This is a genomic window from Pantoea sp. X-Soil-TKNS-1211, assembly GCF_059730495.1.
Genome location: NZ_AP035953.1, coordinates 1,807,952 through 1,829,620, shown reverse-complemented (window position 1 = coordinate 1,829,620; position 21,669 = coordinate 1,807,952). Strand labels below are relative to the sequence as shown.

Genomic DNA, 21,669 nt, shown 5'->3' with positions numbered 1-21,669 from the left:
TCCTGTGCCGCAGGCGGCTAAGCCCGGTGATAGCGACTAAAGTTGTTTGGGTGGTCAATGCGTTAGCGCACCACCTTTTCGGACAAGGAGAAAAACCGATGATAAAAAATGTCATATTTACATCAGGGCATCTGCGCCTGTTGCTCAGCACCGCCCTGCTGATGGGGAGTGCCGTAGTCCATGCCGAAGATAACGGCCGTATGCTCAACAATCAGCCGCAGCCACCGGATATCCGTCTCGGACCGCTGTTTAACGCCGTGCAGCAAGCCAAATTTTATCCGGACCAGAAAACCTTTGCCGATGCGGTGCCGAAATATAATCCCTCATCGATTCTCGCCGACTGGCAGATGCAGAAAAGCCAGCGCAACTTTGACCTGAAACATTTCGTCGATGCCAACTTCATCCTGCCTAAAGAACAGGATAAATACGTACCACCTGCCGGTCAGAGCCTGCGTGCCCATATTGATGGCCTGTGGCCGGTACTGACGCGCTCCACACCCCAGACCAGCCAGTACGATTCTCTGCTGCCGCTGCCAAAACCCTATGTGGTGCCCGGTGGCCGTTTCCGTGAGGTGTATTACTGGGATAGTTACTTCACCATGCTCGGCCTGGCAGAAAGCGGCCACTGGGACCGGGTGCAGGACATGGTGGATAACTTCGCCTCCGAGCTTGATCGTTTCGGACATATCCCCAACGGCAACCGCAGCTACTATCTGAGCCGCTCTCAGCCGCCGTTTTTTAGTCTGATGGTCGATTTGCTGGCGACCCACAACGGCGACAGCGTCTACACCAAATATTTACCCCAGTTGCAAAAAGAGTATGACTACTGGATGGCGGACAGTGACAAGGTGGCAGCCGGTCAGGCCAGCAAGCGGGTGGTTAAACTGAGCGACGGCACGCTGCTCAACCGCTACTGGGACGCACGCGATGTGCCGCGCACCGAATCCTGGCTGGATGACGTGAATACCGCGAAGAAAGCCACGTCACGCGATAAGGCGCAGGTATACCGCGATTTGCGCGCCGGAGCGGCCTCGGGTTGGGACTTCAGCTCACGTTGGTTTACCGATGCACACAATCTGGCCACCATCCGCACTACAGAACTGGTCCCGGTGGATCTGAATAGCTTGCTGTTCCATCTGGAACAGACCTTATCTAAAGCCGAGAAGCTGGCGCATCACAACGATCAGGCACAGCAGTTTGCCACCAAAGCGGAAACCCGTCAGGCGGCGATCAATCGTTATCTGTGGAATGAACAGCAGGGTTGGTACGCTGACTATAACTGGCAGAAAAAGCAGGTGCAGCCGCAGCTCACGGCAGCAACATTGTTCCCGCTCTATATGCAACTCGCCAGCGATAAGCAGGCAGAACGTACGGCGACGGCAGTAGAGAAACAGCTGCTGAAACCCGGAGGGCTGGTCACCACCACCGTCAATAACGGCCAGCAGTGGGACGCGCCCAACGGCTGGGCACCGTTGCAGTGGGTCGCCGTGACCGGACTGGAACATTATAAGCAGCCGCAGTTGGCACAGCAGATTGGTCAGCGCTTTCTGCAAAATGTACAGATGACCTATGACAGGGAGCACAAACTGGTCGAGAAATACGTGGTGGAAGGCGCGAAGCTGGGCGGTGGTGGCGGTGGCGAGTATCCGTTGCAGGACGGTTTCGGCTGGACCAACGGTGTGACCCTGATGCTGCTCGACAAATATTGTCCAAAGGATAAAACCTGTAATAGCGCACGTGATATCCCGAATATGCCCACGCTGACCGCGACGCACCCCTGATTCCCCTCTCCCGGCCGGATCGCCCGATCCGGCTACTGATTCATGGTAGCGGCGCGATTTATCGCGCATTTCCGTGATCGCTGTCGGTAAAACCCGCGCGATAAATCGCGCCGCTACGAAATGATATGTTAATCAAACCTTCATTTACATCTTGAAACCCATTCATCGAAAAGATAATAATTCTCACTCTTATAACCATTATTATTATCCTTATCTTTCGAAGGAACTAAGATGACCTGCCTGTTTACTCTTAATCGTTGCCGCGTGCTATGCGCGCTGGCCCTGGCGTTACCCGGCATCAGTTTTGCTGAAGATTCGCTGGTGGTAACCGCCCAGCCACAGGAGAGTGCCACCTCACCGACCGAAGGTTATCTGGCGACGCGCAGCAGCGGCGCAAGTAAAACCGATCAGCCGCTGATCACCACGCCACAGTCGATTTCGGTGGTGACACGCCAGCAAATGGAAGACCAGGGGGCCACCGATCTCAATCAGGCGTTAAATTACACGCCAGGTGTGTTCACCAACTTTGGTGGGGCGGCGACCCGCTACGACACCATCTCACTGCGCGGTTTCCACGGCGGCGACGTGGATAACACCTTCCTTGATGGCCTGCGCGTGATGAGCGACGGTGGCAGCTTTAATATCCTGCAAGTGGATCCCTGGTTCCTCGACCGGATTGATATCATCAAAGGTCCCTCTTCTGCTTTATATGGTCAGACGGTGCCCGGCGGCCTGGTGAATATGGTGAGCAAACGACCACAGTTCGCCGAAGAGGGACATTTCCGCCTGTCGACTGGCACCAACGCCACCAACAGCGCCGCCTTTGATTACACCAACGCGATTAACGATCAGTGGGCATTTCGCCTCACCGGAATCACCCGAAACAGCGATACCCAATACGATCACACCCGCGAAGAGAAGTACGCCATTTCACCGCAGCTGATGTGGCAACCCGATGACGATACCAGCCTGATCCTGCGCGCTTATCTGCAAAAAGATCCTTCCGGCGGCTATCACGGTTCGGTGCCAGCCGAAGGCACGCTGTACAGCCACAATGGCCGCAAGCTGAGTGACAGTTTCTATGAAGGCGATAGCGCGCTCGATCAGTTCAAGCGCCACGAGCAGATCTACAGCTATGACTTTTCTCATCGCTTCAATGAGGTGTGGTCAGTGCACTCCACCGGCAGTTACAGCCACTCGAATGTCGATCTTGATCAGGTCTACCAGATTGGCTGGGATGCGACTAACCCAGACCTGCTGACACGCTATTATTCAGGCGAACGCTCCTCGCTGTCAGCGTGGGCCACTGATAATCAGTTGCAGGCCGATTTCGCTACCGGAGCCGTGCAGCATCGCGTCACGCTGGGGGCGGAATATCATCGTTATAAGAACGATATTCTGAGTGCCAGCGACTACGCCAGCTCACTCAATCCGTGGACCGGAGCAGCGGTGGGCAGCATGCCGGACTTCGACTGGGCGGCAGAGACGCGTCGCTACTACCAGACCGGCTTGTATTTGCAGGATGAGCTGCAACTGGACCGCTGGCACCTCGATCTGTCTGGCCGCTACGACCGCATCGTCTCGGAGAATGGCACCAGTCGCCGCCAGGATGATCACGTCAGCGGCCGCGCAGCCCTGCTGTATGCCTTCGATAATGGTGTCTCCCCGTATGTCAGCTGGAGCCAGGCGATTACCCCTGCCTCGCTCACCGACCCTGATGGCAACCAGCTGAAACCCACCACCTCAGAACAATACGAAGCCGGGGTGAAATACCAGCCGGTTGGCACACGCGACATGTACTCGATTGCGGTGTACGACCTGACGCAGAACGATGTCGCCAACCGTGATGTGATTTCCGGCACCTACACGCCATCAGGCAAGGTCCATTCACAGGGTATCGAGCTGGAAGCGCGTAACCAGCTCACCCCGCGTTTCAGCACCATTGCCGGGTATACGTTGAACCATCTGCGCTTTAAAGACTCCGTCGATGGCAACGACGGCCATACGCCGTATGTCACCCCCAACAGCATGGCATCGTTCTGGGGGCATTATCAGTTCGACTATGGTCTGAGCGCCGGGGCTGGCGTGCGTTACATTGGTAAGCAGTGGGCGGATAACGAAAACACCACGCGTTTGCCGTCGGTGACCTTGTTTGATGCATCGGTAAGGGCCGATTTGGCCACATGGAGCAGCAGCCTGAAAGGGGCATGGTTGCAGGTGAGCGGTAATAACCTGACGGATCGCAAATATCTCGCCGCCTGTTATGGCACCGGCTATTGCTATCGCGGCGCAGAACGCACCGTGACAGCAACGATTGGCTACGATTTCTAACGCATCAACCGCATCTGATGAAATCATCAGATGCGGCCTGAATTAGCGCACTACCCCGGTCGCCAGCCGCATCAATCGGTCAAAAATGCGCTCGGACAATCAGCGACACATCTTCTACCGCGCCATAGGAGCCATACCCGGCGTTATTGACTAATACGTCGATGCGCCCTGATCTGGCAATAATGTCAGTGATGCCTGCCTGCATGAAATCATCATTTGTCATATCCATCGCCAGCACATGGACACCATTATCGGCCAGATTGTGCATCCGTTCGACACGGCGTGCGGCAGCGTAAACCGTGAAACCCAGGGCTTTGAGACGATGCACGGTCGCTTCACCGATGCCGGAAGAGGCGCCTGTGACGAGAGCAACTTTGGAGTTCATAACAGATTTCCTTACACGAAAATTCAGGAGCTTAGCGGCCAGGATTTAGCCGCTTTATTTACGAGAGAGTGTAGGCAATGGATGAAGGGATTTATCTGGCGAGATGCGCCAACGCGCTTGCAAAAAGCGCCAATGATTTGATCCTGGTAAAGCAACAATGCGACGTTCACGTTATTGAACTGGTCATTTTGCCCTGAAGAACAGGAGAATACTGCCGATATTATTTTCTGGACTGGAAAGGAGAAGATGGATGAAAGGAACAGAAGTTAATATTGCTCTGCTCGGAATGAACAACACAAAAACAAATACCGCAAGGAAATAAACAATAATGAATCCTTTAATGATCAGGAATGGTGCAGGTAAAGCGGTTGTGTTATCTGTGAGTTTGTTATTCGCTGGCTGTAATACCTATTTCCCGAAACCTGCACTGTATGTTCCCCCTGCAAACACTCCAGATGTCGCTAAAATTCGGTTGATGGGTGCACCGATGAGCTATGCCTTGTATCAAAAAGATAGCGACGGTAAGGAAACCGGAGGATGGGTTCAGGAACATAGTGCATACGTTAATATTCTGATGGGAAATACCAGGGATCTGGGATTTCCAAAACTGAAAAATAAAGATTACAGCGACACCTTTTTCGAAACGACGTTACTCCCTGACCGTGTCACAACCATTCATCACTCCTTATACGGTGGTTGCAGTGTAAATCTTAACATCACGCCGAAGAAAAACGCGTTGTATGAGGTCCATTACAGCTACGCAGATAAGTCCGGTTATTGCGTCATTTATGCCAAAGAAATTAAATATGACGCTGACATGGGCATTTATTACGAAGGCGATATTAAGTGAAAATTAAACATTTCCTCCTGTTAGCGTTGAGTTCAATTGCGTTGAGCGGTTGTATGGCGAATGTGGACCGAACACGTTCTTCTGATTTGAATAATTACTCAGAGAAGGTCATCCGGGAGAGTATCGTTACGGGCAAATCCACCAAAAAAGATGTGCTGCTATTACTCGGCACGCCTGCTACACCAAAGGAATTTAAAACCGCCAACACCTGGATTTATGCCTCAAAAGTAGTGGATCGCCGCCTCTATTTCTTCATCCCGATAATCAGGGACAGAGATCAACTGCTGTTGTTAGAATTTAATGACGCTGGCGTAGTCAGTAAAATGGATTATACCGAGAAGTGATTTATCGGCAGGCGTATTGCCTGCCAGATTGTGATTCACGCTCTACCATTAGCGTATTTTTCTTTACGTTGTCCCATAACGGTATACACCGCATGTTCAGGAACTTCCGTTCAAACGCATTGCACCACAGACACCATCAGGCTTTTGCCCGGTCCAGTCGTGGAATGCACGATAAAAAGAGTTGGGATCGTCAAAGCCGAGGAGAAAAGCGATCTCCGCCACTTGCAATGAGTCCGGGACATCGCCTGGCTCAAGCCAACGCGGTGCTACCGTCAACTCGCCCTGTTTACCGACGTCCACCACCAGGCTCATCGGGGCAACTAGCGGCTTATACTTCGCGAGGCGTTGTGCGGAAATCCCCATGTCTCTGAGCAGCGGTTGCCACCCGATATCCAGTGCAAAAGTTTGGGTACGTTTCATTTTTTCAGTATAACGCTGACAGTTCACAGAGGTGACTGGCAAAAAACGCCAGATCCTCTGCAAAATGCGCCAGCGTAAGCGTGGAAAATAAAAAAACCCGCCATCTGCTGCCAGATGGCGGGTTTCAGGGAAATCGGATGGGTTACGTGCGCACTTTACGGTAAATCCACAGCACCAGAATGGCACCAATCACCGCCACCACGAAGCTGCCGAAGTTGAATCCGTCCACCTTACCAAAGCCAAACAGGGTACTGACCCAGCCACCTACCACCGCACCCACTATGCCGAGAACCACGGTCATAATGAATCCGCCGCCGTCTTTACCCGGCATAATCCATTTAGCGACAATCCCGGCAATCAGGCCAAAAATAATCCATGAAAGAATACCCATTTGTTGCTCCTTACTTTATTAATCAAGGTGTTCACAGCGCTAAGTATAGTCGGAATTTTTTGACCTGCTGCACAAACGCAACGGGAAATAATAGAGAGTCGGTTAAAGCTTTTTTATCATTTACCGATAATTGACGGAAAGCCGCGCACGCGTGTTAGTCATGATCGGAAAGTGGAGCAGGACGTGAGAGAACCCGATAAAGAACAATATATTAAACGAGGTACATTGGCTGTTCTGAATGTAATGAAGGATCTGTTACGTTTTCAGACCCCGCTAATGGTGAACTTCTCGCGCGGGCAATTTATCAGCCGCATGCTGGCGGCAGATGAAGACCAGGTGATTTTCGATCTGGGTAGCAATAGCCAGGATAATGAGCTGGCGTTGCAGAGTGGTGAAATCAACATCGCCGCCGAAACTCAGGGGGCAAAAGTCGAGTTCAGCCTGAGCGGTTTACAGAAAGTGGACCATGAAGGTCTGCCTGCCTTTGCCGCCTCCCTGCCGGAACTGGTGTGGCAAATTCAACGTCGTGAGTTTTTCCGCGTTAACGCCCCGATGGAGCCGGTATTCTGGTGTCACAGTGAATGGCCGGACGGCCACCAGGCCCGTTTTCGCTTGCAGGATCTCTCGCTGGGCGGCATTGGCGTGCTGGTGGATGAGAAACTACCCGAAGGTCTGAATCGCGGTGATACCTTTAAGAAACTGCGGGTGGAACTGGGCGAATATGGCCAGTTTGAGGTGACGGCTCAGTTGCTGCATATCGGTGAACGCAGCACCATCACCAGTAAGAATGAAACCCGCGTGACACCGCGTTTAAGTTTCCGCTTTACCGCCATCGAGCCAGTGCAGGAACGTCAGCTACAGCAGGTGATCTTTGCGCTGGAACGTCTGGCACGCGATAAGGCGAATAGGTTTCAGTAACAACATGCGCGATAAATCGTAGCGGCGAGATTTATCGCGCAATTTTATACGCGCTGCCAGTAAAACCCGCTCGATAAATCGCGCCGCCACGGATCGACATTAGCAAGGCTGATAACGACAGCGTGCCACGGCTGCCAGCCATCCCTGATAATTCTCGCGCATGCTCTGCGCCTGATCCGCACGCGGTTCGATCAGGCTTCCCCCCTGCAACGCCGCCATGTCACTGCCCTGCTGCCACCAGCCCAGCGTGCGCCCGGCCAGCAACGCGGCCCCCAACGCCGAGACTTCCGGAGTTGGCGCACGACGTAGTGGACGCTGCAACACATCAGCCTGAAGTTGCATCAGCCAACTGTTTTCCGTGGCGCTGCCGTCGACGCACAGCGCGGGAAGCCGCACCCCACTCGCCTGTTCCATAGCAAAAAAAACATCAGCAATCTGGAAGGTAATGGATTCGAGCGCCACCCGAGCCAGCACCGCCGGGGTGGCCGCATCGGTTAACCCGCACAGCATGCCGCGTGCTTGCAGATCCCACCAGGGCGCACCCAGCCCGGACAGCGCCGGAACAAAGTAGATGCCCTGATTGCCCGTGGTACTTTGCGCCAGTTGGGTCAACTCACGTGGATCATTGATACCAATCATCCGTCCCAACCAGGCCGCGCCAGAACCGGTGTGAGTGATGTTGCCTTCAAACGCAAAACGTAAGGTGCCGTCATGCCACGCCACCGTGGTGCTGAGGCCGTTTTCGGTCAATAACGGCGTCGCCATTGACATCATCAATGAGGAGCCAGTGCCATAAGTGGCTTTCACCACTTCTTCGCTGCCGCTGCGCTGCGCCTGAAGCGCGGCGTGGGAATCACCAATGCGCGCCAGCAACGGTGTGCCGGGTGGTAAACCGGGGATATCGTGGATCGTTACCACGCCCTGTGCGCTGGCTGACGGCACGATTGAAGGCAGTGCCGCACGCGGAATATGAAACAGCGCCAACAGTTCGTCATCCCAGTCACCGCTGTGCAGGCTATATAACTGGGTGCGCGCCGCGTTGGCGTGATCGGTGACGAAACATTCACCGCCGGTCAGTTGCCAGCTGATCCAGCTGTCGACCGTGCCAATACACAACTCGCCCGCCTGGGCACGCGCCAGGCCATCCGGCAGCGCCGCCAGCATGCCGGTCAGTTTGGCGGCGGGAAACATCGGGTCCACCGCCAACCCGGTCAGACCGGTGATGCGCGGTGCTTTACCCGCCTGGCGCAAATCACGACAGAATGATTCAGAACGCCGATCCTGCCAGCTTACCAGCGGTGTTAATGGCTGCCCGTCACGCCGCTGCCAAATCAATACCGATTCGCGTTGGTTGCTGATCGCCACCGCCGCCACTGTCTCGCCCTGGCATTGGGCCAGACAGTCGCTGACCGCCTGTTTCACCGCCTGCCAGATGGCTAAAGGATCCTGCTCCGCCAGACCGGGCTGCGGATGGTGCAGGGCCAGCGGCTGACTGCCACGCGCCACCACCGTGCCATCGCGATCCACGGCAATCGCTTTAGCGTTGGTGGTGCCCTCATCAATCGCCAGTATTAACGGACCTGCCATGTTTACTCTCCTGTGCAGATACGCACCGCGTTGTTCACCACGCTGGCGGCATCGATGCTATGTCGGGCGCGGGTTGAGGCGCGGTCACCCGCTATCGCGTATTGCCCATCAGGAATGCCCAGCCGCAACAGCGGGATGCCACAACCGCCTTCCGCCAGCACCTCCGCTACCAGGCTGCCAACGCCACCGTTGACGTTGTGCTCCTCAACCGTAATCACCGCAGGATAGTGATTTAACAGTTCGCGCAGCTGTTGGGTATCACAAGGGCGAATCGATGGAATGGCGATCACACCCGCGTCGATTCCCTGGCTTTGCAGCTGCTCGGCAGCATCAACAATTTCGTGGACCGTCGACCCCATCGCCACCAGGGCGATGTCTTTTCCACTGCGTAACACATCGATGTTGCCGGGACGGAACTGGTAATTGTCATCGTGCAGCTGGCGCAGGTCTTTACCGTCGAGACGGATATACACCGGCCCCACATGGTCCAGCGCATAATCGATGATCTGACGGCACTCCAGCGGGCAGGATGGCGCATAAATTTCGATATTGCCGAAACCGCGCATAATCGCGATGTCATCAATGCTGTGGTGGGTGCTGGCGAGTGGGCCGTAGCTGGCTCCGGCATTCAGGCCAAAGAGTTTGACGTTGGTGTTGTTGTAGCAAACGTCAACTTTCACCTGTTCGTTAGCGCGCGAAATCAGGAAGGGGGCGGCGTTGCAGGTCACAGCCACTTTGCCGCCAATCGCCAGCCCGGCTGCGGTGCCAACCAGCGTCTGTTCCGCGATGCCGACGTTGACCAACCGATCCGGGAACGCCTTGATAAACGGGGCGATTTTGGCGGTGGAGGTCGAATCCGCCACTACCGGCACCACGTCGATACCGCGATTGACCGCATCGATAAAAGCATTGACCATGACATTGGCCAGGTGTTGTGCGTTACTCATCTTTCAGCTCCTCCAGTGCCTGGGCAATCTCTTCTCCCTTCGGCACCCGGTGATGCCACTCAGCCTTGCTTTGAATAAAGGAGATACCAAAACCTTTCTCGGTATCGGCCACCACCACCTGCGGTTTGCCGTTACGCGGCAGGCTTTCCAGCGTTGCCACCACCGCTGCCATATCGTTGCCGTTGCATTCAGTGACTTCTAAACCAAACGCCCGCCATTTCTCTGGCAGCGGATCGGTATTCATGATGTCGCGGGTATGCCCTGCCAGCTGTAGCTTGTTCTTATCGTTGATGATCACCAGGTTATCGAGGCCATAATGGGCCGCGACCAGTGCCGCTTCCCAGTTGCTACCCTCGGCCAGTTCACCATCGCCGGTCACCACATAAACCATCCTGTTGCTGCCATCTTTTTTCGCCGCCAGCGCAATACCCACCGCCACCGGCAAGCCATGGCCGAGCGCGCCGGTATTCAGCTCCACGCCCGGCGTTTTTTGCCGCACCGGATGTCCCGGCAGATGAGAGTCGGAATGCTGATAGGTAGGGAGCCAGTCGGTGGGGAAATAGCCTGCTTCGGCCAGCACACAGTAGTAGCCGCCAACCGCATGACCTTTGGACTGGATATAGATATCGCGTTGCGGATCGTTGATACGATCCGGCGCGCAATTGAGAATGCGAAAATAGAGCGCCGTCAGGATTTCCACCTGCGACAGGTCAGCCCCGGTGTGTCCACCCGCCGGGCTGCCAGCATTGAGCTGGATAATGCGACGACGCACCGCGCGCGCTTTGGCGGTCAGTTCGTCCACAGAGTATTTGAAAGGATTCATGGTTACCTCTGAATTTTAAATCGATACTGAATATATATTCCTGCATAGTAAAAAAAGGGGGACAGACAAATGCCGTCTGCACCCCAACCGATTAAAGCTTCGTTCCGCCGCCTCCCTCTTCAATCAGCGCTTTCTGGGCCACCACGGCGGCCTTTTGCTGCATCCGACTTTGCATCTGGTCGATGATCACCGCGACAATAATGACGATACCTTTGATCACCATCTGCCAAAACTCGCTGACCCCCATCATGATTAAGCCGTCGGCAAGAAAGCCGATCACAAATGCCCCCACCAGCGTACCGAGAATGGTGCCACGCCCGCCTGCCAGCGAGGTGCCACCCAGTACCACTGCTGCGATGGCATTCATTTCAAACGAGGTGCCGTTGGCCGGGTGACTGGCGACCAGTTGCGAGGACACCACAATCCCGGCAATCGCCGCACAGAAGCCGGACAAGGTATATACCCAGATTTTCACCTGCCTGACCTTTACCCCGGAGAGTTCTGCGGCACGTTCGTTATCACCAATGGCATACACCTGGCGGCCAAAGGGCAGCCGTCGGGCAATGTAGGCAATCACCAGCGCCAGCACGATCATCATCCAGATGGCCCAGGGCAAACCGAGAAAATAACCGGCACCGATTTTGTCAAAGCCGGTGTTACCGAGCAGCGGGTTGCCCTGCAAGCCCGGAAAGGTCTCCCCGCCGGATGTCAGCATCGCCGCGCCGCGCAGGATGTACATGGTGCCCAAGGTGCAGATAAAAGGGGCAACGTTGTAACGTGTGATAATCCAGCCATTTGCCGCCCCGATTAAGCCGCCGACCAGCAGCACCAGCGGCACAATCACCCAGACGCTGGGGAAAATCGCGATGCCGAACATCGGTAACACAATCCCTTTGGTGATTAGCCAACCGGCGATCATGCCGCACAGGCCCAACGTGGCCCCGATAGAGAGATCGATACCGGCGGTGATGATGACAAAGGTGATACCCAACGCCAGAAAGGCGTTAATCGCGATATGCTTCACCATAATCACCATGCTGCCGAGCGAGAGGAAATCCGGCACCGTGGCCGAGAAGAACCCGACAATCAGAAACAGCGCGATGAAGGTGCGCAGTTTTAACAACAACAGGATCAGACCTTCACGTGAGTTAAAGGCTTTTGCAGGTTGGGCGGCGAACGCCACGGCACTGTTGCTTTTCATCAAGAGAACCCCTGTGCGCTTGCTTTGACCAGCGCCGCTTCTTCCGCCACTGCACGCGGAAGGTCGGCCGTGAGTTTACCGCCAGACATCACCAGAATGCGGTCGGCAACCGCCATGATTTCCTTCAGGTCGGAGGTGGAAAACAACACCGCAATACCTTGCTCCGACAGCCGTACCATCATGCGGAACACCTCCGCTTTGGCCCCCACATCAATGCCGCGACTCGGTTCGTCCAGCAGCAACAGGCGTGGATTGGTCAACAGTGAGCGGCCAATCACCACTTTCTGCTGATTACCGCCGCTCAGCGCGCTGATAGCCACATCCGGTGAGGACACCTTGATCGCCAGATTACCGACCGTGCTGGTCACCGCTTCACGCTCGGCCTGCTGCGCAATCACCATCCGGTGTGACAAACGACGCCACAGGCTGGCGATGGTCAGGTTGCTCGCCACCGAAGAGATGGGAAAAATACCGGCACGTTTGCGATCCTCCGGCACCAGGCTCATCCCCATACGGATGCGTTCCGCGGTGGGTAACCGGGTGGGTAGCGGTTTGCTGTCGAGCCATAACTTGCCGAGATAATTACGCTGGCTGCCGAGCAGGCATTCGAACAGCTCGGTGCGACCGGCCCCCATCAGACCATAGATGCCGACAATTTCCCCGGATCGCACCTGAAAGCTGACATCATCCACCAGCGTGTTGCCGTTCGGACTGACGCAGGTGATGTGCTCCGCTTCCAGTACCGGCGCACCGAATTGCCGATCGGGCGGTAGAAAGGTGCTGACCGGTTCGCTGCCGAGCATTTCACGTACAATCCACGGCACATCGATGTCGCTCACCTGCGCTTCGGCCTGAAAGCGTCCATCGCGCAGAATGGTGATCACGTCGCCAATCGCCATCAGCTCCTCCAGGCGGTGCGAAATATAGATGATGGAAACACCCTGCCGCGTCAGTTCACGGATCACCCGGAACAGAATTTCTACCTCGGTTTTACTCAACGCCGAGGTCGGTTCGTCGAGGATCAGGATGTCGGCATCCTCCGCCAGCGCCTTGGCAATCTCTACCAGTTGCTGCTGACCCACCTTGAGATTGCCGACCTTCTCCTGTGGGGAAATCGGCTGATCAAGGCGCTGCATCAACACGGCGGTGCGACGCGCCTGCTCCGCCTCATTGATCGGCCGGATGTCCCGCTGAATCTCGCGGCCGAGAAAAATATTCTCGGCGACACTAAGGTTTTCAAACAGGTTCAGCTCCTGATGCACCATACCGATGCCGTGGCGAGCAGCATCGCGGGTGCTGTGAAACACCACCTTCTGACCATTAAGCAACATCTCGCCGGTACTGGGCTGCTGCACGCCCGCAAGAATTTTCATCAGCGTCGATTTACCGGCACCGTTCTCGCCGATGATGACGTTGACCTTGCCACGCCAGACGCGATAATCCACCCGGTCCAGCGCCAGGGTGCCAGGAAACAGCATCGAAATATTACTCGCTTGCAGGATAATTTCGTCGCTCATCATCCATTCCCCTGTTGCAGCTGGATTGCCACTACTTCATCGACCGTCCCCGGTCCCATGGTGACCGCCAGCAACATCTGTACCGGTTTGCCTTGCCAACTGGCGTCCACCGCAGGCAGCTGTTTCACCGCATGGCGGTTCAACGCTTTGGTCAGCTGCGCGTACTGCACTTGATTGGTGAACTCTTCAAAACGGTAACCGGCGGCATCACGGATGGCATTACTGCGTAACACCGGACCAATCAGCACCTTGACCGGTTTGCCGTTGATGGTGACGGTAAGCACACGCTCACGATCGTTACTGCTATCCAGCGCCGTGACGGTACCACCAGCACGCACAAAGACGCTTTCACTGGTGCCCGCCTTCAGCGTATGGCTTTTGGTTTCCATGTCATTCCAGCTCAGCGCCTGTTTCTCTGCTGGCTGCGCCACCCGGCTTTGCCAGCTCTCCTCCGCGATCTGCTGCGGCGTCTGATTGGTGTAGCCGGGTTTGGCGTGGGGATCTTTCGGCATGATGGGATTGCCGTTTGCGTCGAGATCCACCACCGTGCACGCCGTCAGCATCAACGCCAACGCCGCCATGATGATTCCGCCTGTCGCTCTGCCCTTCATGCCGTGCTCCCGGTTACTGCGCCAGACGGAAGTTTTTCAGCTTCGCAGCATTGCTGTCGTCGATCAGCACGCAATCCATCAGCTGTTTCTCTTCCTTCTGCGCTTTGCCATGCGTCAGGTAATAATCGGCCTGCTCCACCGCCATCTGCGCCTGATCCCAGCCCGGCTGAAGCACCGTGGCTTTGATATTGCCTTTATTCAGGATCGAGTCGCGGGTGTAATCGCTGCCGTCAAAGCCGACCACAATCACGTTGGTTTTGCCTGCCGCTTTCAGCGCCGCCTCTGCCCCGAGCGCCATGGTGTCGTTACCGGAGATGACGCCAACGATATTCGGGTTCTTCTGCAAAATGGTTTCCATGCGGCTGAAGGCTTCGGTCTGGCTCCAGTTGGCACTCTGCTGCGCCACCATCTTCATGTCGCTGTAATCATCGAGTACATCGTGGTAGCCCTGCGAACGCACGCCCGCGTTGGTGTCGGACTCTTTGCCCAGCAGTTCAACGTAGTCGCCCTTACCGCCCAACAGCTTGGCGAATTTTTGCGCACCGAGCTGGGCACCCTGATAGTTGTTGGAGACGATTTGCGCCACCGCCACCCCGGTCTTGTTAATTTCCCGGTCGATCAGGAAGGTGGGGATGCCGGCATCTTTGGCCTTCTGCACCGGCCCCACCGTGGCATCCGCCCCGGCGTTATCGAGGATGATCGCTTTGGCTTTGCGTGCAATGGCGGTTTCAATCAACTGGTTTTGTTTGTTGACGTCATCATCGTGCGAGGCGACCAGCGTGGTGTAACCCAGCGCTTTCGCCTTTGCCAGCGCACCATCGGCTTCGGCTTTAAAAAATGGGTTGTCGTGTGACGGGGTAATAATGGCCAACAGGCCCTTATCTGCCGCTTGTGAGGCAGCAGATAACGTCAGGAGTGAAGCCAGCAGGGTAACTTTGACGAGGGATGCTTTCATTGGTTTTTCTCCGCTTGAATATATATTCAAATGCGATTTTATATGCATAATGACTATGCACCCCAACAAGGATGCCGTCCAATGCCGGATCCTGAAAAAGCGAAAACGATCACAAATTGTTCAGCGTTGTTATTTATGGCCGGCTGATTAACAATACCAGGCAGATTTGAAGAGGGATAAATCATGGCAAAACAGGATGAACAGCGGCTGATGGTGAAGATTGCCACCCTTTATTATGTGGAAGGGCTGAAGCAATCGGATATCGCACAGCTACTGAAATTGTCGCAATCCTTTGTTTCACGCATTCTCAATCGCAGCGTAAAGGAAGGCGTAGTAAAGATTAGCGTGGTCCCGCCCGCTAACGTGTTTCCCGAGCTGGAGAAAGCCATCGAGCAGACTTACCAGCTACCACAGGCGATCGTCGTTGATGTACCGGAGCAGGCTTCCGCCTTACAGATTAAACAGGCGATTGGCTCCGCTGCTGCGCACTATCTGGAAACGCGTTTACGCGCCGATGAGTTAATCGGTATCTCCTCCTGGAGCGGAACGATCCGCGCGATGGTGGATGCACTGCATCCGCTTAACGCCCCTTGTCGTGGGGTGATTCAGTTGCTGGGGGGCGTTGGCACTAACGGCAACGTTCAGGCTACCATCCTGACACAGAACCTGGCGGCGTTGTTGAATTGTCCGGCGTGGCTGCTGCCATCGCAGTCCATTGAACATTCGGTGCAGGATCGTCAGCGCCTGTCGGTGAATCCCGACGTGGCCGTGGTGCTGGAGAAGTTCGAACAGGTGGACCTGGCGATTGTCGGGATTGGCGATCTGGAGCCGTCAGCGCTGCTGCGTAATTCCGGCAACTATTATGACGAAGAGATGTTACGCACGCTGTCCCAACGTGGTGCGGTGGGGGATATCTGTTTGCATTATTTTGACGCTGATGGGCAGCCGGTACTGAGTGCAACGGAAGATCCGGTGATTGGCATGGAGCTGGCACAGGTGAAAAATTGCCCGCAGGTGGTGGCACTGGCCGGTGGCAAAGAGAAAGCGCAGGCGATTCGCGGCGCGTTGCGCGGAGGCTATGTGAAGGTGTTGATTGTGGATTACCCCACCGCAAGACTTTTGGTGGAGGGGTAAACCGTCTGTAGCGGCGCGATTTATCGCGCGTCTTTTCCCGTCAACGTACGCGGAATCGCGCGATAAATCGCGCCGCTACAACTGAACAACATTGCGCGATAAATCGCGCCGCTACAAATTAGGGATTATCCGATGGTACGATACGCGGTGGTCACTTTCCACAAATAACGTGGTGCCTGGGCTGCCGGATGTTTGTTCTGCACATGCTGGTAAAACTCATCCGGACTCATGGCGTTGATCATCGCAATGGCGCGATCGCGGTCACGTGAGAAGGTACGCAGCAATGCCCCAGCGCCGTTGGCATAAGAGACAATTGTGGCATAACGCAAGGTCAACGGATCACGAATGCCCGCCAGTTCCGATTCCTGCAAAATACGGATATAGGCCGCGCCGATATCGATATTTCTCGCCGGATCGCGTAACTCAGATGACGTTGGCTGCCCGCGACGCCCCTGGGCGCGATAGACTGCACGACCCGCCGTGGAGGCTTTAATCTGCATCAGTCCAACCGCATTGGAGCGGCTGGTAACTGTGGGGTTGCCCCCTGACTCGACACTAATAATGGCGCTGATAAGCTTTTCATCAACGCCATAATGACTGGCGGCATCTTCAGTAAACATTGACCAGGCGTCAGTGATTTTTGACGGTGGTGCCTGGGTTAAAGGTGTATTCTTCTCTGGCGTTACCACGGTCTGCGGTTCGCTGGCACAGCCCGCCAGCAACAGCGCAGAGAGCATAAGTAGTCGTATTTTCACTGAATGTTGGATTCCGCAATAGATTCGGCGCAACCTATCATACCTGGCTTATCGTTGGGTAAAATTACCGTTTGTCCTAAATTCGTAAAAAAACTTGCCAGGTCGTGACTTCCGTAACGCATTTCGTCATCATCGGCAAGCCAACCCACACAGGATGAGAGTTATGGTTGCCCCCCGTTCGATACGTCTGATCGCCCCTTCCGGTTATTGCCACAATCAGGATGCCGCCCAACGCGCCGTGACACGTTTGCAGGCGGAAGGCCACCATATAGATAATCAAACCGCCATCGCCCGTCGTTTTCAGCGCTTCGCCGGTAGCGACCAGCAGAGGCTGGATGATGTCAATCAACTCGCCTCGCTCAGCACGCTACCAGATATCGTGCTGGCGATTCGCGGGGGTTATGGCGCGTCACGTTTGCTGGATGATGTCGATTATGTGGGTTTGCAGCGTCAGCTGTTAAATCAACCCGTCGCCTTGTGCGGCCACAGTGATTTCACCGCGCTGCAACTGGCGTTGCTGACACAAACCGGGCTGATCACCTTTAGCGGGCCGATGCTGGCCGGTAATTTTGGCGCAGAGACATTATCTGATTTTACCGTATCCCACTTTTGGCAGGCGCTGACATCACCTACAGTCAAGTTAAACTGGCTTAGCGCCAGCCCGGATGAAGGCTGCTGGGAAGGCACGTTGTGGGGTGGCAACCTGGCAATGATCTGTTCACTGATTGGCACCCCCTGGCTACCGCAGATTGACGACGGCATTCTGGTGATCGAGGATGTTAACGAACATCCATTCCGCATTGAACGCATGCTGATTCAGCTGCAACAAAGTGGCATTCTGGCGCGGCAAAAAGCCATCGTGACCGGTAGCTTCACCAGCACTACCCTCTCGGACTACGACAATGGTTTCGATTTCGAGACTGTCTGGCAACGTGTCCGGGATGAGTATCAGCTACCGGTGATTAGCGATTTAGCCTTTGGTCACGGCCTGGATACCGTCACGCTTCCCCTTGGAGCCAGTGCCAGTTTGCAGATTCATCACCGAGAAGCCCAGTTCGCCTTCACCGGCCACCCGACATTGCGCTAACGGCATTGCCGCAGGAGACCGACATTGAAGCCGCTCTACGACGACTTGTGGATCTCCACACCTGAATTTCCCGCAGGCGCTGCGGAAAGCGACCTGATGATGCACGGGTTTATGCTGCGTCATCCGCGCGGCAACCTGCTGATTGGCCGGGTTGAGAACCCGCTCGACCACGAAGTGCTGGCCGATGCAGGTGGCGTGATCCGCCATTATCTGACCCACTGGCATGAGGCCGCCCCAGGCGCGCTGGTGATTCAGCAGCGCTTTAACAGCGCGTTGTATTGCCACAACCGAGCACTCGGCCCGGTCAGCCGGATCATTGAGCCGGATGATACCTTCAGCCAGCAAGAGGTGCACTTTGGTGATTTTCACTTGCTCCCCACGCCCGGACATACTCCGGGCAGTAGCAGTTATCTTTATCACTCGCCGCTGGGGCGCACTTATTTGTTTGTTGGCGATACATTGACACGTGAACATAGCCGCTGGATTAGCGTGCTGGTGCCGGAAAGTAATCCGGCTGAGTTACTCCAGTCACTCGATCTTTTTCGTGCGTTACGCCCCGATGTGGTGTTGATGAGCACCACGCGCGGCCATCTGTCGTGGCAAAAAATGACGCTACAAAGCTGGCTGGCGGCGATTGATGAAGCGGAACAAGCGCCGCTGGATTTGCGCCAGCGGCCAGGTTAATCAGAGGGTTTTACTGAGGTAGTGACGCTGATGATGGCGTGGATAGTTATCCAGACTAAAACGTAAAGTAAACCCTAGCTTTTCGTAGAAGGGGCGCGCCTGAAAACTGGCGGTATCCACCTGGGCATAGCAACAGCCGCGAGCGCGGGCTTCTTCTTCCGCAGCCCGTATCAGTTTGCTCCCTACGCCCTGCCCGCGTAGCACATCACTCACCCATAACATATCAATCCGCAGCCAGTTGCCACTGGTGGAGCCGGTCAGTCCTGCCAGTTTTTTTCCATCAGCGTCGGTCACAAACACGCCAATTGATTTGATCTCATCAACATTAATAAAGCGGCTGTTAAAGGCGTTCAGTCCGAGGCGAACCTCATCGAGATCCTGGTGGGTGACGCTTTCCGTGACCTTAATTTGCATAGTCGACTCCTTGTGGCGGCAATTATGAAGGCGGATGCTGGCTGTCGTCGTAACGTTCCAGCGAGAGGATATCAATATCGCGTTTTTCCGTGCGATTGCAGGGCAACAGCTTATCGCTGTCTGCGTAAACGAAAAAGGTGTCACCGTTGTTTTTATTCACCATCAGCTGATCGCCGTTACGGAAACGGGTAATGGCGACCGGGTCACCGTCCTGCAAACGGGTGCGTTGTTGTCCTGCTGCAATCTGGAAATGGTGTGTCGGCCACATCAACGTGCTGAGGCCATACTCAGCGCGCGAGACCGTCATCGTCGGGCGACCCGGACAGGTGATCTGGAATTCGCTTTCACTCCAGGCGGGCGCAATCTGGCATGCCAGTAAGCCTGCGACAATAGCTATCGCCTTCATTGGATTCTCCGCTGAGGTTAGATGATGATTTCATTAGGTTTTTGCAGAGGGTATCACAAAAAGGCGTCTTGCGGAGCAGGATGGCCCGCCAGATGCGGGCCGGAACATACAGCCTGGAAAAAATCAATTATCCACTGAGGACATGTCCTTGATCTGACTTTGATTTATCTGCTGTTCCTTACCGTAAATATCTTTGTAAGTAATCATGCCAGTATCCTTATCCACCACCGGTTTGCCCTCGGTGACAATGGTTTGACCATCATTGGTATGCATCACATGGTCAGATGCGCAGCCTGCCAGCAGCAGGCCCAGACTAAAAGTACCAATCAGAAACAGTGTTTTTTTCATCTCATCCTCCTTTTGGACCCATGTGCAGGTTTAGCACAGCCAGCAGGAAACTGAACCAGGATAAGGACTAATACGCTATGATCGCCCCAGGAGGATGTTATGAGAGATGAAAACGCGCTCTTCGCGGGCCTGGCCCGATCAACCTTTCGTAGTCGATTTCACCTGGGGAAAAAGGAGCGGCAATATTGTCTGGATAAAGGACCGGATATTATCGACCAGCATGCGGCGGATTTTATCGCCCGTCGCCTGGCAGATGCCGAACCACAAAATGACGGGAAACAGACACCGATGCGCGGCCATCCGGTGTTTATCGCCCAACACGCGACCGCAACCTGCTGCCGCGGCTGTCTGGCAAAATGGCATGATATTGCGGCACATCAGCCGCTATCGGCAGACCAGCAGCAGTATATCGTACGCATTATCCACCGCTGGCTGGTGGGAGAGATGAATCGCTAAGGGCTACTCTTCGGCGGCCACTTCAGCCGCCACTAACATCAGCGCCAGACCCGCATCGTCCGGGTTATACTGTTGCATCACTGCGCGAAGTGCCGCGACACAGTGCATCACCTGTTGCTTTTGGTCGGTTTCAAGCTTATCGATCGCGTGCTGAAGAATCATTAGGCTGGCTTGTTCTTCTCTCATTCATTTCTCCCGTTCAGGCTGGTCCATCGCGCAATAGTGGCAAGAATACCGTTTATCTGCTAGCAAAGTCACCCCTTAACATTCTCATCGCTTAACGATTACACAAATAGCAAATGGGAAGCGGCGCCAGACCTGCTATGATCAGCATATCGTGGTCGTCACAGTGATTTTCGTGCCACGGCAAACCAGGGATCGAACCGGGAACAGGACCATGTTGCGAATCACCGTAGTGCTCACCTTATTGTTACTGGCAGGCTGTAGTTCCGCCCCCAAAGGCGTGGATTGTCCCGGACAAGTCGCCACCATTTATGGTCAGGCGATGGGCAACACCGAGGCGCGTATTTTCGACCTGGTAAACGCCTTCTCCGTCAGCAAAGACGGTGTAATGGTAAAAAGTGGCCCCCTGCACTCGAATGACCGCTTTCAGTATGTCCCCTCCGCGGTGACGTCAGAGGGCTATTACGCCCAACGTTTGTCGGATAAACAGTTTCGCCTGATTAATCTGTCTCAAAACACCATGATCACCTGGACATGCCCGTGAGTGGTGTTTATTGTCAGGAATCGTCAAGCTGAGAGGCTGGGTCATGGAAAAGAGTCTGGATAACAACGGCTACATTGCCTTCCCCTTCCCTGCGACCAGCAATGCGGATGGGTCAGTCAACCCCTGTGGCATTGATCTCACGCTGGAGACGGATCGCATTGAAGAGATTGCGGCGTGTCAACACTCCGCCAATTTGCGTCGCCTGTTAGAAGAGGTGAATTTGCAGGAGGGTCTGTTTATGACTCTGGCCTGTGACTGGCAGCGGCGTGACGACGGAGTGTGTGGTTTTATTGATGTGGCTTTCCGGCCAATCTACTCGGCCAACAGCAAAGATGAAGTCCTCAGTCTCGATCAGGCGTTTGAAATCTATCTCACCCGCCAGGAGAAGCAGCACAACATGGCAAGCGGCGCGCTGGTCAATTACAGTCGCGCGGTACTTGACTGGAGCTGGTCGCCATTGCATCAACGTCATCTGCACTATGAAAAAATCACCCTGCGTTATTACTGCCAGCAGGCGGAAGATGCCGAATGGTGTTTTGATCATCTGCGTCATTTCCTCGTGAGCTGGTATCCGGCTTATCGCGGCACACGTTAATT

The 21,669-nt window shown here is 54.9% G+C and carries 25 protein-coding genes and 1 pseudogene; 11 read left to right on the top strand and 15 right to left on the bottom strand.

From position 1 onward, the window contains the following. Positions 1-98 precede the first annotated feature (98 nt). Together treA and AC6I8W_RS08795 are read left to right on the top strand one after the other, a co-directional pair. On the top strand, positions 99-1,781 hold the full coding sequence (treA, locus tag AC6I8W_RS08800) for an alpha,alpha-trehalase TreA (RefSeq protein ID WP_497837823.1): 1,683 nt from the start codon (positions 99-101) through the stop codon (positions 1,779-1,781). A gap of 231 nt (positions 1,782-2,012) precedes the next feature. After that, positions 2,013-4,112 (top strand): TonB-dependent siderophore receptor, encoded by a 2,100-nt coding sequence (locus AC6I8W_RS08795; protein WP_497837822.1) that lies wholly within the window; start codon positions 2,013-2,015, stop codon positions 4,110-4,112. A 79-nt stretch (positions 4,113-4,191) separates the two neighbouring features. On the opposite strand, the gene AC6I8W_RS08790 is transcribed toward AC6I8W_RS08795, so the two are convergent. Next, positions 4,192-4,497 carry an SDR family NAD(P)-dependent oxidoreductase gene (locus AC6I8W_RS08790; protein ID WP_497837821.1) on the bottom strand — a complete coding sequence of 102 codons (306 nt, stop codon included), beginning with the start codon at positions 4,495-4,497 and terminating at the stop codon, positions 4,192-4,194. A gap of 328 nt (positions 4,498-4,825) precedes the next feature. Between AC6I8W_RS08790 and AC6I8W_RS08785 the strand changes: the two genes are divergently transcribed. Both AC6I8W_RS08785 and bamE read left to right on the top strand, forming a co-directional pair. Further along, positions 4,826-5,347 (top strand): hypothetical protein, encoded by a 522-nt coding sequence (locus AC6I8W_RS08785; RefSeq protein ID WP_497837820.1) that lies wholly within the window; start codon positions 4,826-4,828, stop codon positions 5,345-5,347. Then, positions 5,344-5,691 carry an outer membrane protein assembly factor BamE domain-containing protein gene (bamE, locus tag AC6I8W_RS08780; RefSeq protein ID WP_497837819.1) on the top strand — a complete coding sequence of 116 codons (348 nt, stop codon included), beginning with the start codon at positions 5,344-5,346 and terminating at the stop codon, positions 5,689-5,691. Before AC6I8W_RS08785 ends, bamE begins: the two co-directional genes overlap by 4 nt. A 96-nt stretch (positions 5,692-5,787) precedes the next feature. Here bamE and AC6I8W_RS08775 read toward each other — a convergent pair. Together AC6I8W_RS08775 and AC6I8W_RS08770 are read right to left on the bottom strand one after the other, a co-directional pair. Next, positions 5,788-5,907, bottom strand: a pseudogene (locus tag AC6I8W_RS08775) (AraC family transcriptional regulator); the annotation flags it as partial. Positions 5,908-6,253: 346 nt separating this feature from the next. Continuing rightward, positions 6,254-6,502 (bottom strand): GlsB/YeaQ/YmgE family stress response membrane protein, encoded by a 249-nt coding sequence (locus tag AC6I8W_RS08770; RefSeq protein WP_497837818.1) that lies wholly within the window; start codon positions 6,500-6,502, stop codon positions 6,254-6,256. A gap of 183 nt (positions 6,503-6,685) precedes the next feature. Here AC6I8W_RS08770 and AC6I8W_RS08765 point away from each other — a divergent pair, with 183 nt between their 5' ends. Then, entirely contained in the window at positions 6,686-7,420 is a 735-nt protein-coding gene (locus tag AC6I8W_RS08765; RefSeq protein ID WP_497837817.1) for a flagellar brake protein, read from the top strand. Between the two features lie 99 nt (positions 7,421-7,519). Here AC6I8W_RS08765 and AC6I8W_RS08760 read toward each other — a convergent pair whose 3' ends face one another. The 7 genes from AC6I8W_RS08760 to AC6I8W_RS08730 all read right to left on the bottom strand — a co-directional run bounded on the left by AC6I8W_RS08760 (position 7,520) and on the right by AC6I8W_RS08730 (position 15,061). After that, entirely contained in the window at positions 7,520-9,007 is a 1,488-nt protein-coding gene (locus tag AC6I8W_RS08760; RefSeq protein ID WP_497837816.1) for an FGGY family carbohydrate kinase, read from the bottom strand. Positions 9,008-9,009: 2 nt separating this feature from the next. Further along, positions 9,010-9,954, bottom strand: coding sequence for a transketolase family protein (locus AC6I8W_RS08755; RefSeq protein ID WP_497837815.1), 945 nt, complete (start codon positions 9,952-9,954; stop codon positions 9,010-9,012). After that, positions 9,947-10,777: a transketolase gene (locus AC6I8W_RS08750; protein ID WP_497837814.1), complete on the bottom strand. Its 831-nt coding sequence runs from the start codon at positions 10,775-10,777 to the stop codon at positions 9,947-9,949. The genes AC6I8W_RS08755 and AC6I8W_RS08750 overlap by 8 nt, the downstream gene beginning before the upstream one ends. A 91-nt stretch (positions 10,778-10,868) precedes the next feature. Continuing rightward, positions 10,869-11,978, bottom strand: a complete 1,110-nt coding sequence (locus AC6I8W_RS08745; protein ID WP_497837813.1) for an ABC transporter permease — start codon at positions 11,976-11,978, stop codon at positions 10,869-10,871. Continuing rightward, complete coding sequence (locus tag AC6I8W_RS08740; protein ID WP_497838138.1) at positions 11,978-13,495, bottom strand: sugar ABC transporter ATP-binding protein; 1,518 nt, start codon at positions 13,493-13,495, stop codon at positions 11,978-11,980. Before AC6I8W_RS08740 ends, AC6I8W_RS08745 begins: the two co-directional genes overlap by 1 nt. After that, positions 13,495-14,106, bottom strand: a complete 612-nt coding sequence (locus tag AC6I8W_RS08735; protein ID WP_497837812.1) for a DUF2291 family protein — start codon at positions 14,104-14,106, stop codon at positions 13,495-13,497. The genes AC6I8W_RS08740 and AC6I8W_RS08735 overlap by 1 nt, the downstream gene beginning before the upstream one ends. A gap of 13 nt (positions 14,107-14,119) precedes the next feature. Next, positions 14,120-15,061: a D-ribose ABC transporter substrate-binding protein gene (locus AC6I8W_RS08730; RefSeq protein ID WP_497837811.1), complete on the bottom strand. Its 942-nt coding sequence runs from the start codon at positions 15,059-15,061 to the stop codon at positions 14,120-14,122. Positions 15,062-15,244: 183 nt separating this feature from the next. Between AC6I8W_RS08730 and AC6I8W_RS08725 the strand changes: the two genes are divergently transcribed. Next, complete coding sequence (locus AC6I8W_RS08725; RefSeq protein ID WP_497837810.1) at positions 15,245-16,195, top strand: sugar-binding transcriptional regulator; 951 nt, start codon at positions 15,245-15,247, stop codon at positions 16,193-16,195. 125 nt (positions 16,196-16,320) lie between these two features. Here the strand turns inward: AC6I8W_RS08725 and emtA are convergent, their stop codons facing one another. Next, complete coding sequence (emtA, locus tag AC6I8W_RS08720) at positions 16,321-16,962, bottom strand: membrane-bound lytic murein transglycosylase EmtA (RefSeq protein ID WP_497838137.1); 642 nt, start codon at positions 16,960-16,962, stop codon at positions 16,321-16,323. A 151-nt stretch (positions 16,963-17,113) separates the two neighbouring features. Here emtA and ldcA point away from each other — a divergent pair, with 151 nt between their 5' ends. Next, complete coding sequence (gene ldcA / locus AC6I8W_RS08715) at positions 17,114-18,037, top strand: muramoyltetrapeptide carboxypeptidase (RefSeq protein WP_497837809.1); 924 nt, start codon at positions 17,114-17,116, stop codon at positions 18,035-18,037. 24 nt (positions 18,038-18,061) lie between these two features. Further along, the gene (locus AC6I8W_RS08710) at positions 18,062-18,721 is read left to right on the top strand and encodes an MBL fold metallo-hydrolase (RefSeq protein ID WP_497837808.1); all 660 of its coding nucleotides are present in this window, start codon (positions 18,062-18,064) and stop codon (positions 18,719-18,721) included. Here AC6I8W_RS08710 and AC6I8W_RS08705 read toward each other — a convergent pair whose 3' ends face one another. The 3 genes from AC6I8W_RS08705 to AC6I8W_RS08695 form a co-directional block, all read right to left on the bottom strand. Next, complete coding sequence (locus tag AC6I8W_RS08705; protein WP_497837807.1) at positions 18,722-19,135, bottom strand: GNAT family N-acetyltransferase; 414 nt, start codon at positions 19,133-19,135, stop codon at positions 18,722-18,724. A 22-nt stretch (positions 19,136-19,157) separates the two neighbouring features. Continuing rightward, entirely contained in the window at positions 19,158-19,541 is a 384-nt protein-coding gene (locus AC6I8W_RS08700) for a hypothetical protein (protein WP_497837806.1), read from the bottom strand. A gap of 123 nt (positions 19,542-19,664) precedes the next feature. Beyond that, positions 19,665-19,889 carry a YgdI/YgdR family lipoprotein gene (locus AC6I8W_RS08695; protein ID WP_013508714.1) on the bottom strand — a complete coding sequence of 75 codons (225 nt, stop codon included), beginning with the start codon at positions 19,887-19,889 and terminating at the stop codon, positions 19,665-19,667. A 99-nt stretch (positions 19,890-19,988) separates the two neighbouring features. Here AC6I8W_RS08695 and AC6I8W_RS08690 point away from each other — a divergent pair, with 99 nt between their 5' ends. After that, the gene (locus AC6I8W_RS08690; protein ID WP_497837805.1) at positions 19,989-20,345 is read left to right on the top strand and encodes a DUF4186 domain-containing protein; all 357 of its coding nucleotides are present in this window, start codon (positions 19,989-19,991) and stop codon (positions 20,343-20,345) included. Positions 20,346-20,348: 3 nt separating this feature from the next. Here the strand turns inward: AC6I8W_RS08690 and AC6I8W_RS08685 are convergent, their stop codons facing one another. Then, positions 20,349-20,531: a hypothetical protein gene (locus tag AC6I8W_RS08685; RefSeq protein ID WP_497837804.1), complete on the bottom strand. Its 183-nt coding sequence runs from the start codon at positions 20,529-20,531 to the stop codon at positions 20,349-20,351. 211 nt (positions 20,532-20,742) lie between these two features. Here AC6I8W_RS08685 and AC6I8W_RS08680 point away from each other — a divergent pair, with 211 nt between their 5' ends. After that, positions 20,743-21,072 (top strand): hypothetical protein, encoded by a 330-nt coding sequence (locus AC6I8W_RS08680; protein ID WP_497837803.1) that lies wholly within the window; start codon positions 20,743-20,745, stop codon positions 21,070-21,072. Between the two features lie 43 nt (positions 21,073-21,115). Then, positions 21,116-21,667, top strand: coding sequence for a hypothetical protein (locus AC6I8W_RS08675; RefSeq protein ID WP_497837802.1), 552 nt, complete (start codon positions 21,116-21,118; stop codon positions 21,665-21,667). Positions 21,668-21,669: the final 2 nt, after the last annotated feature.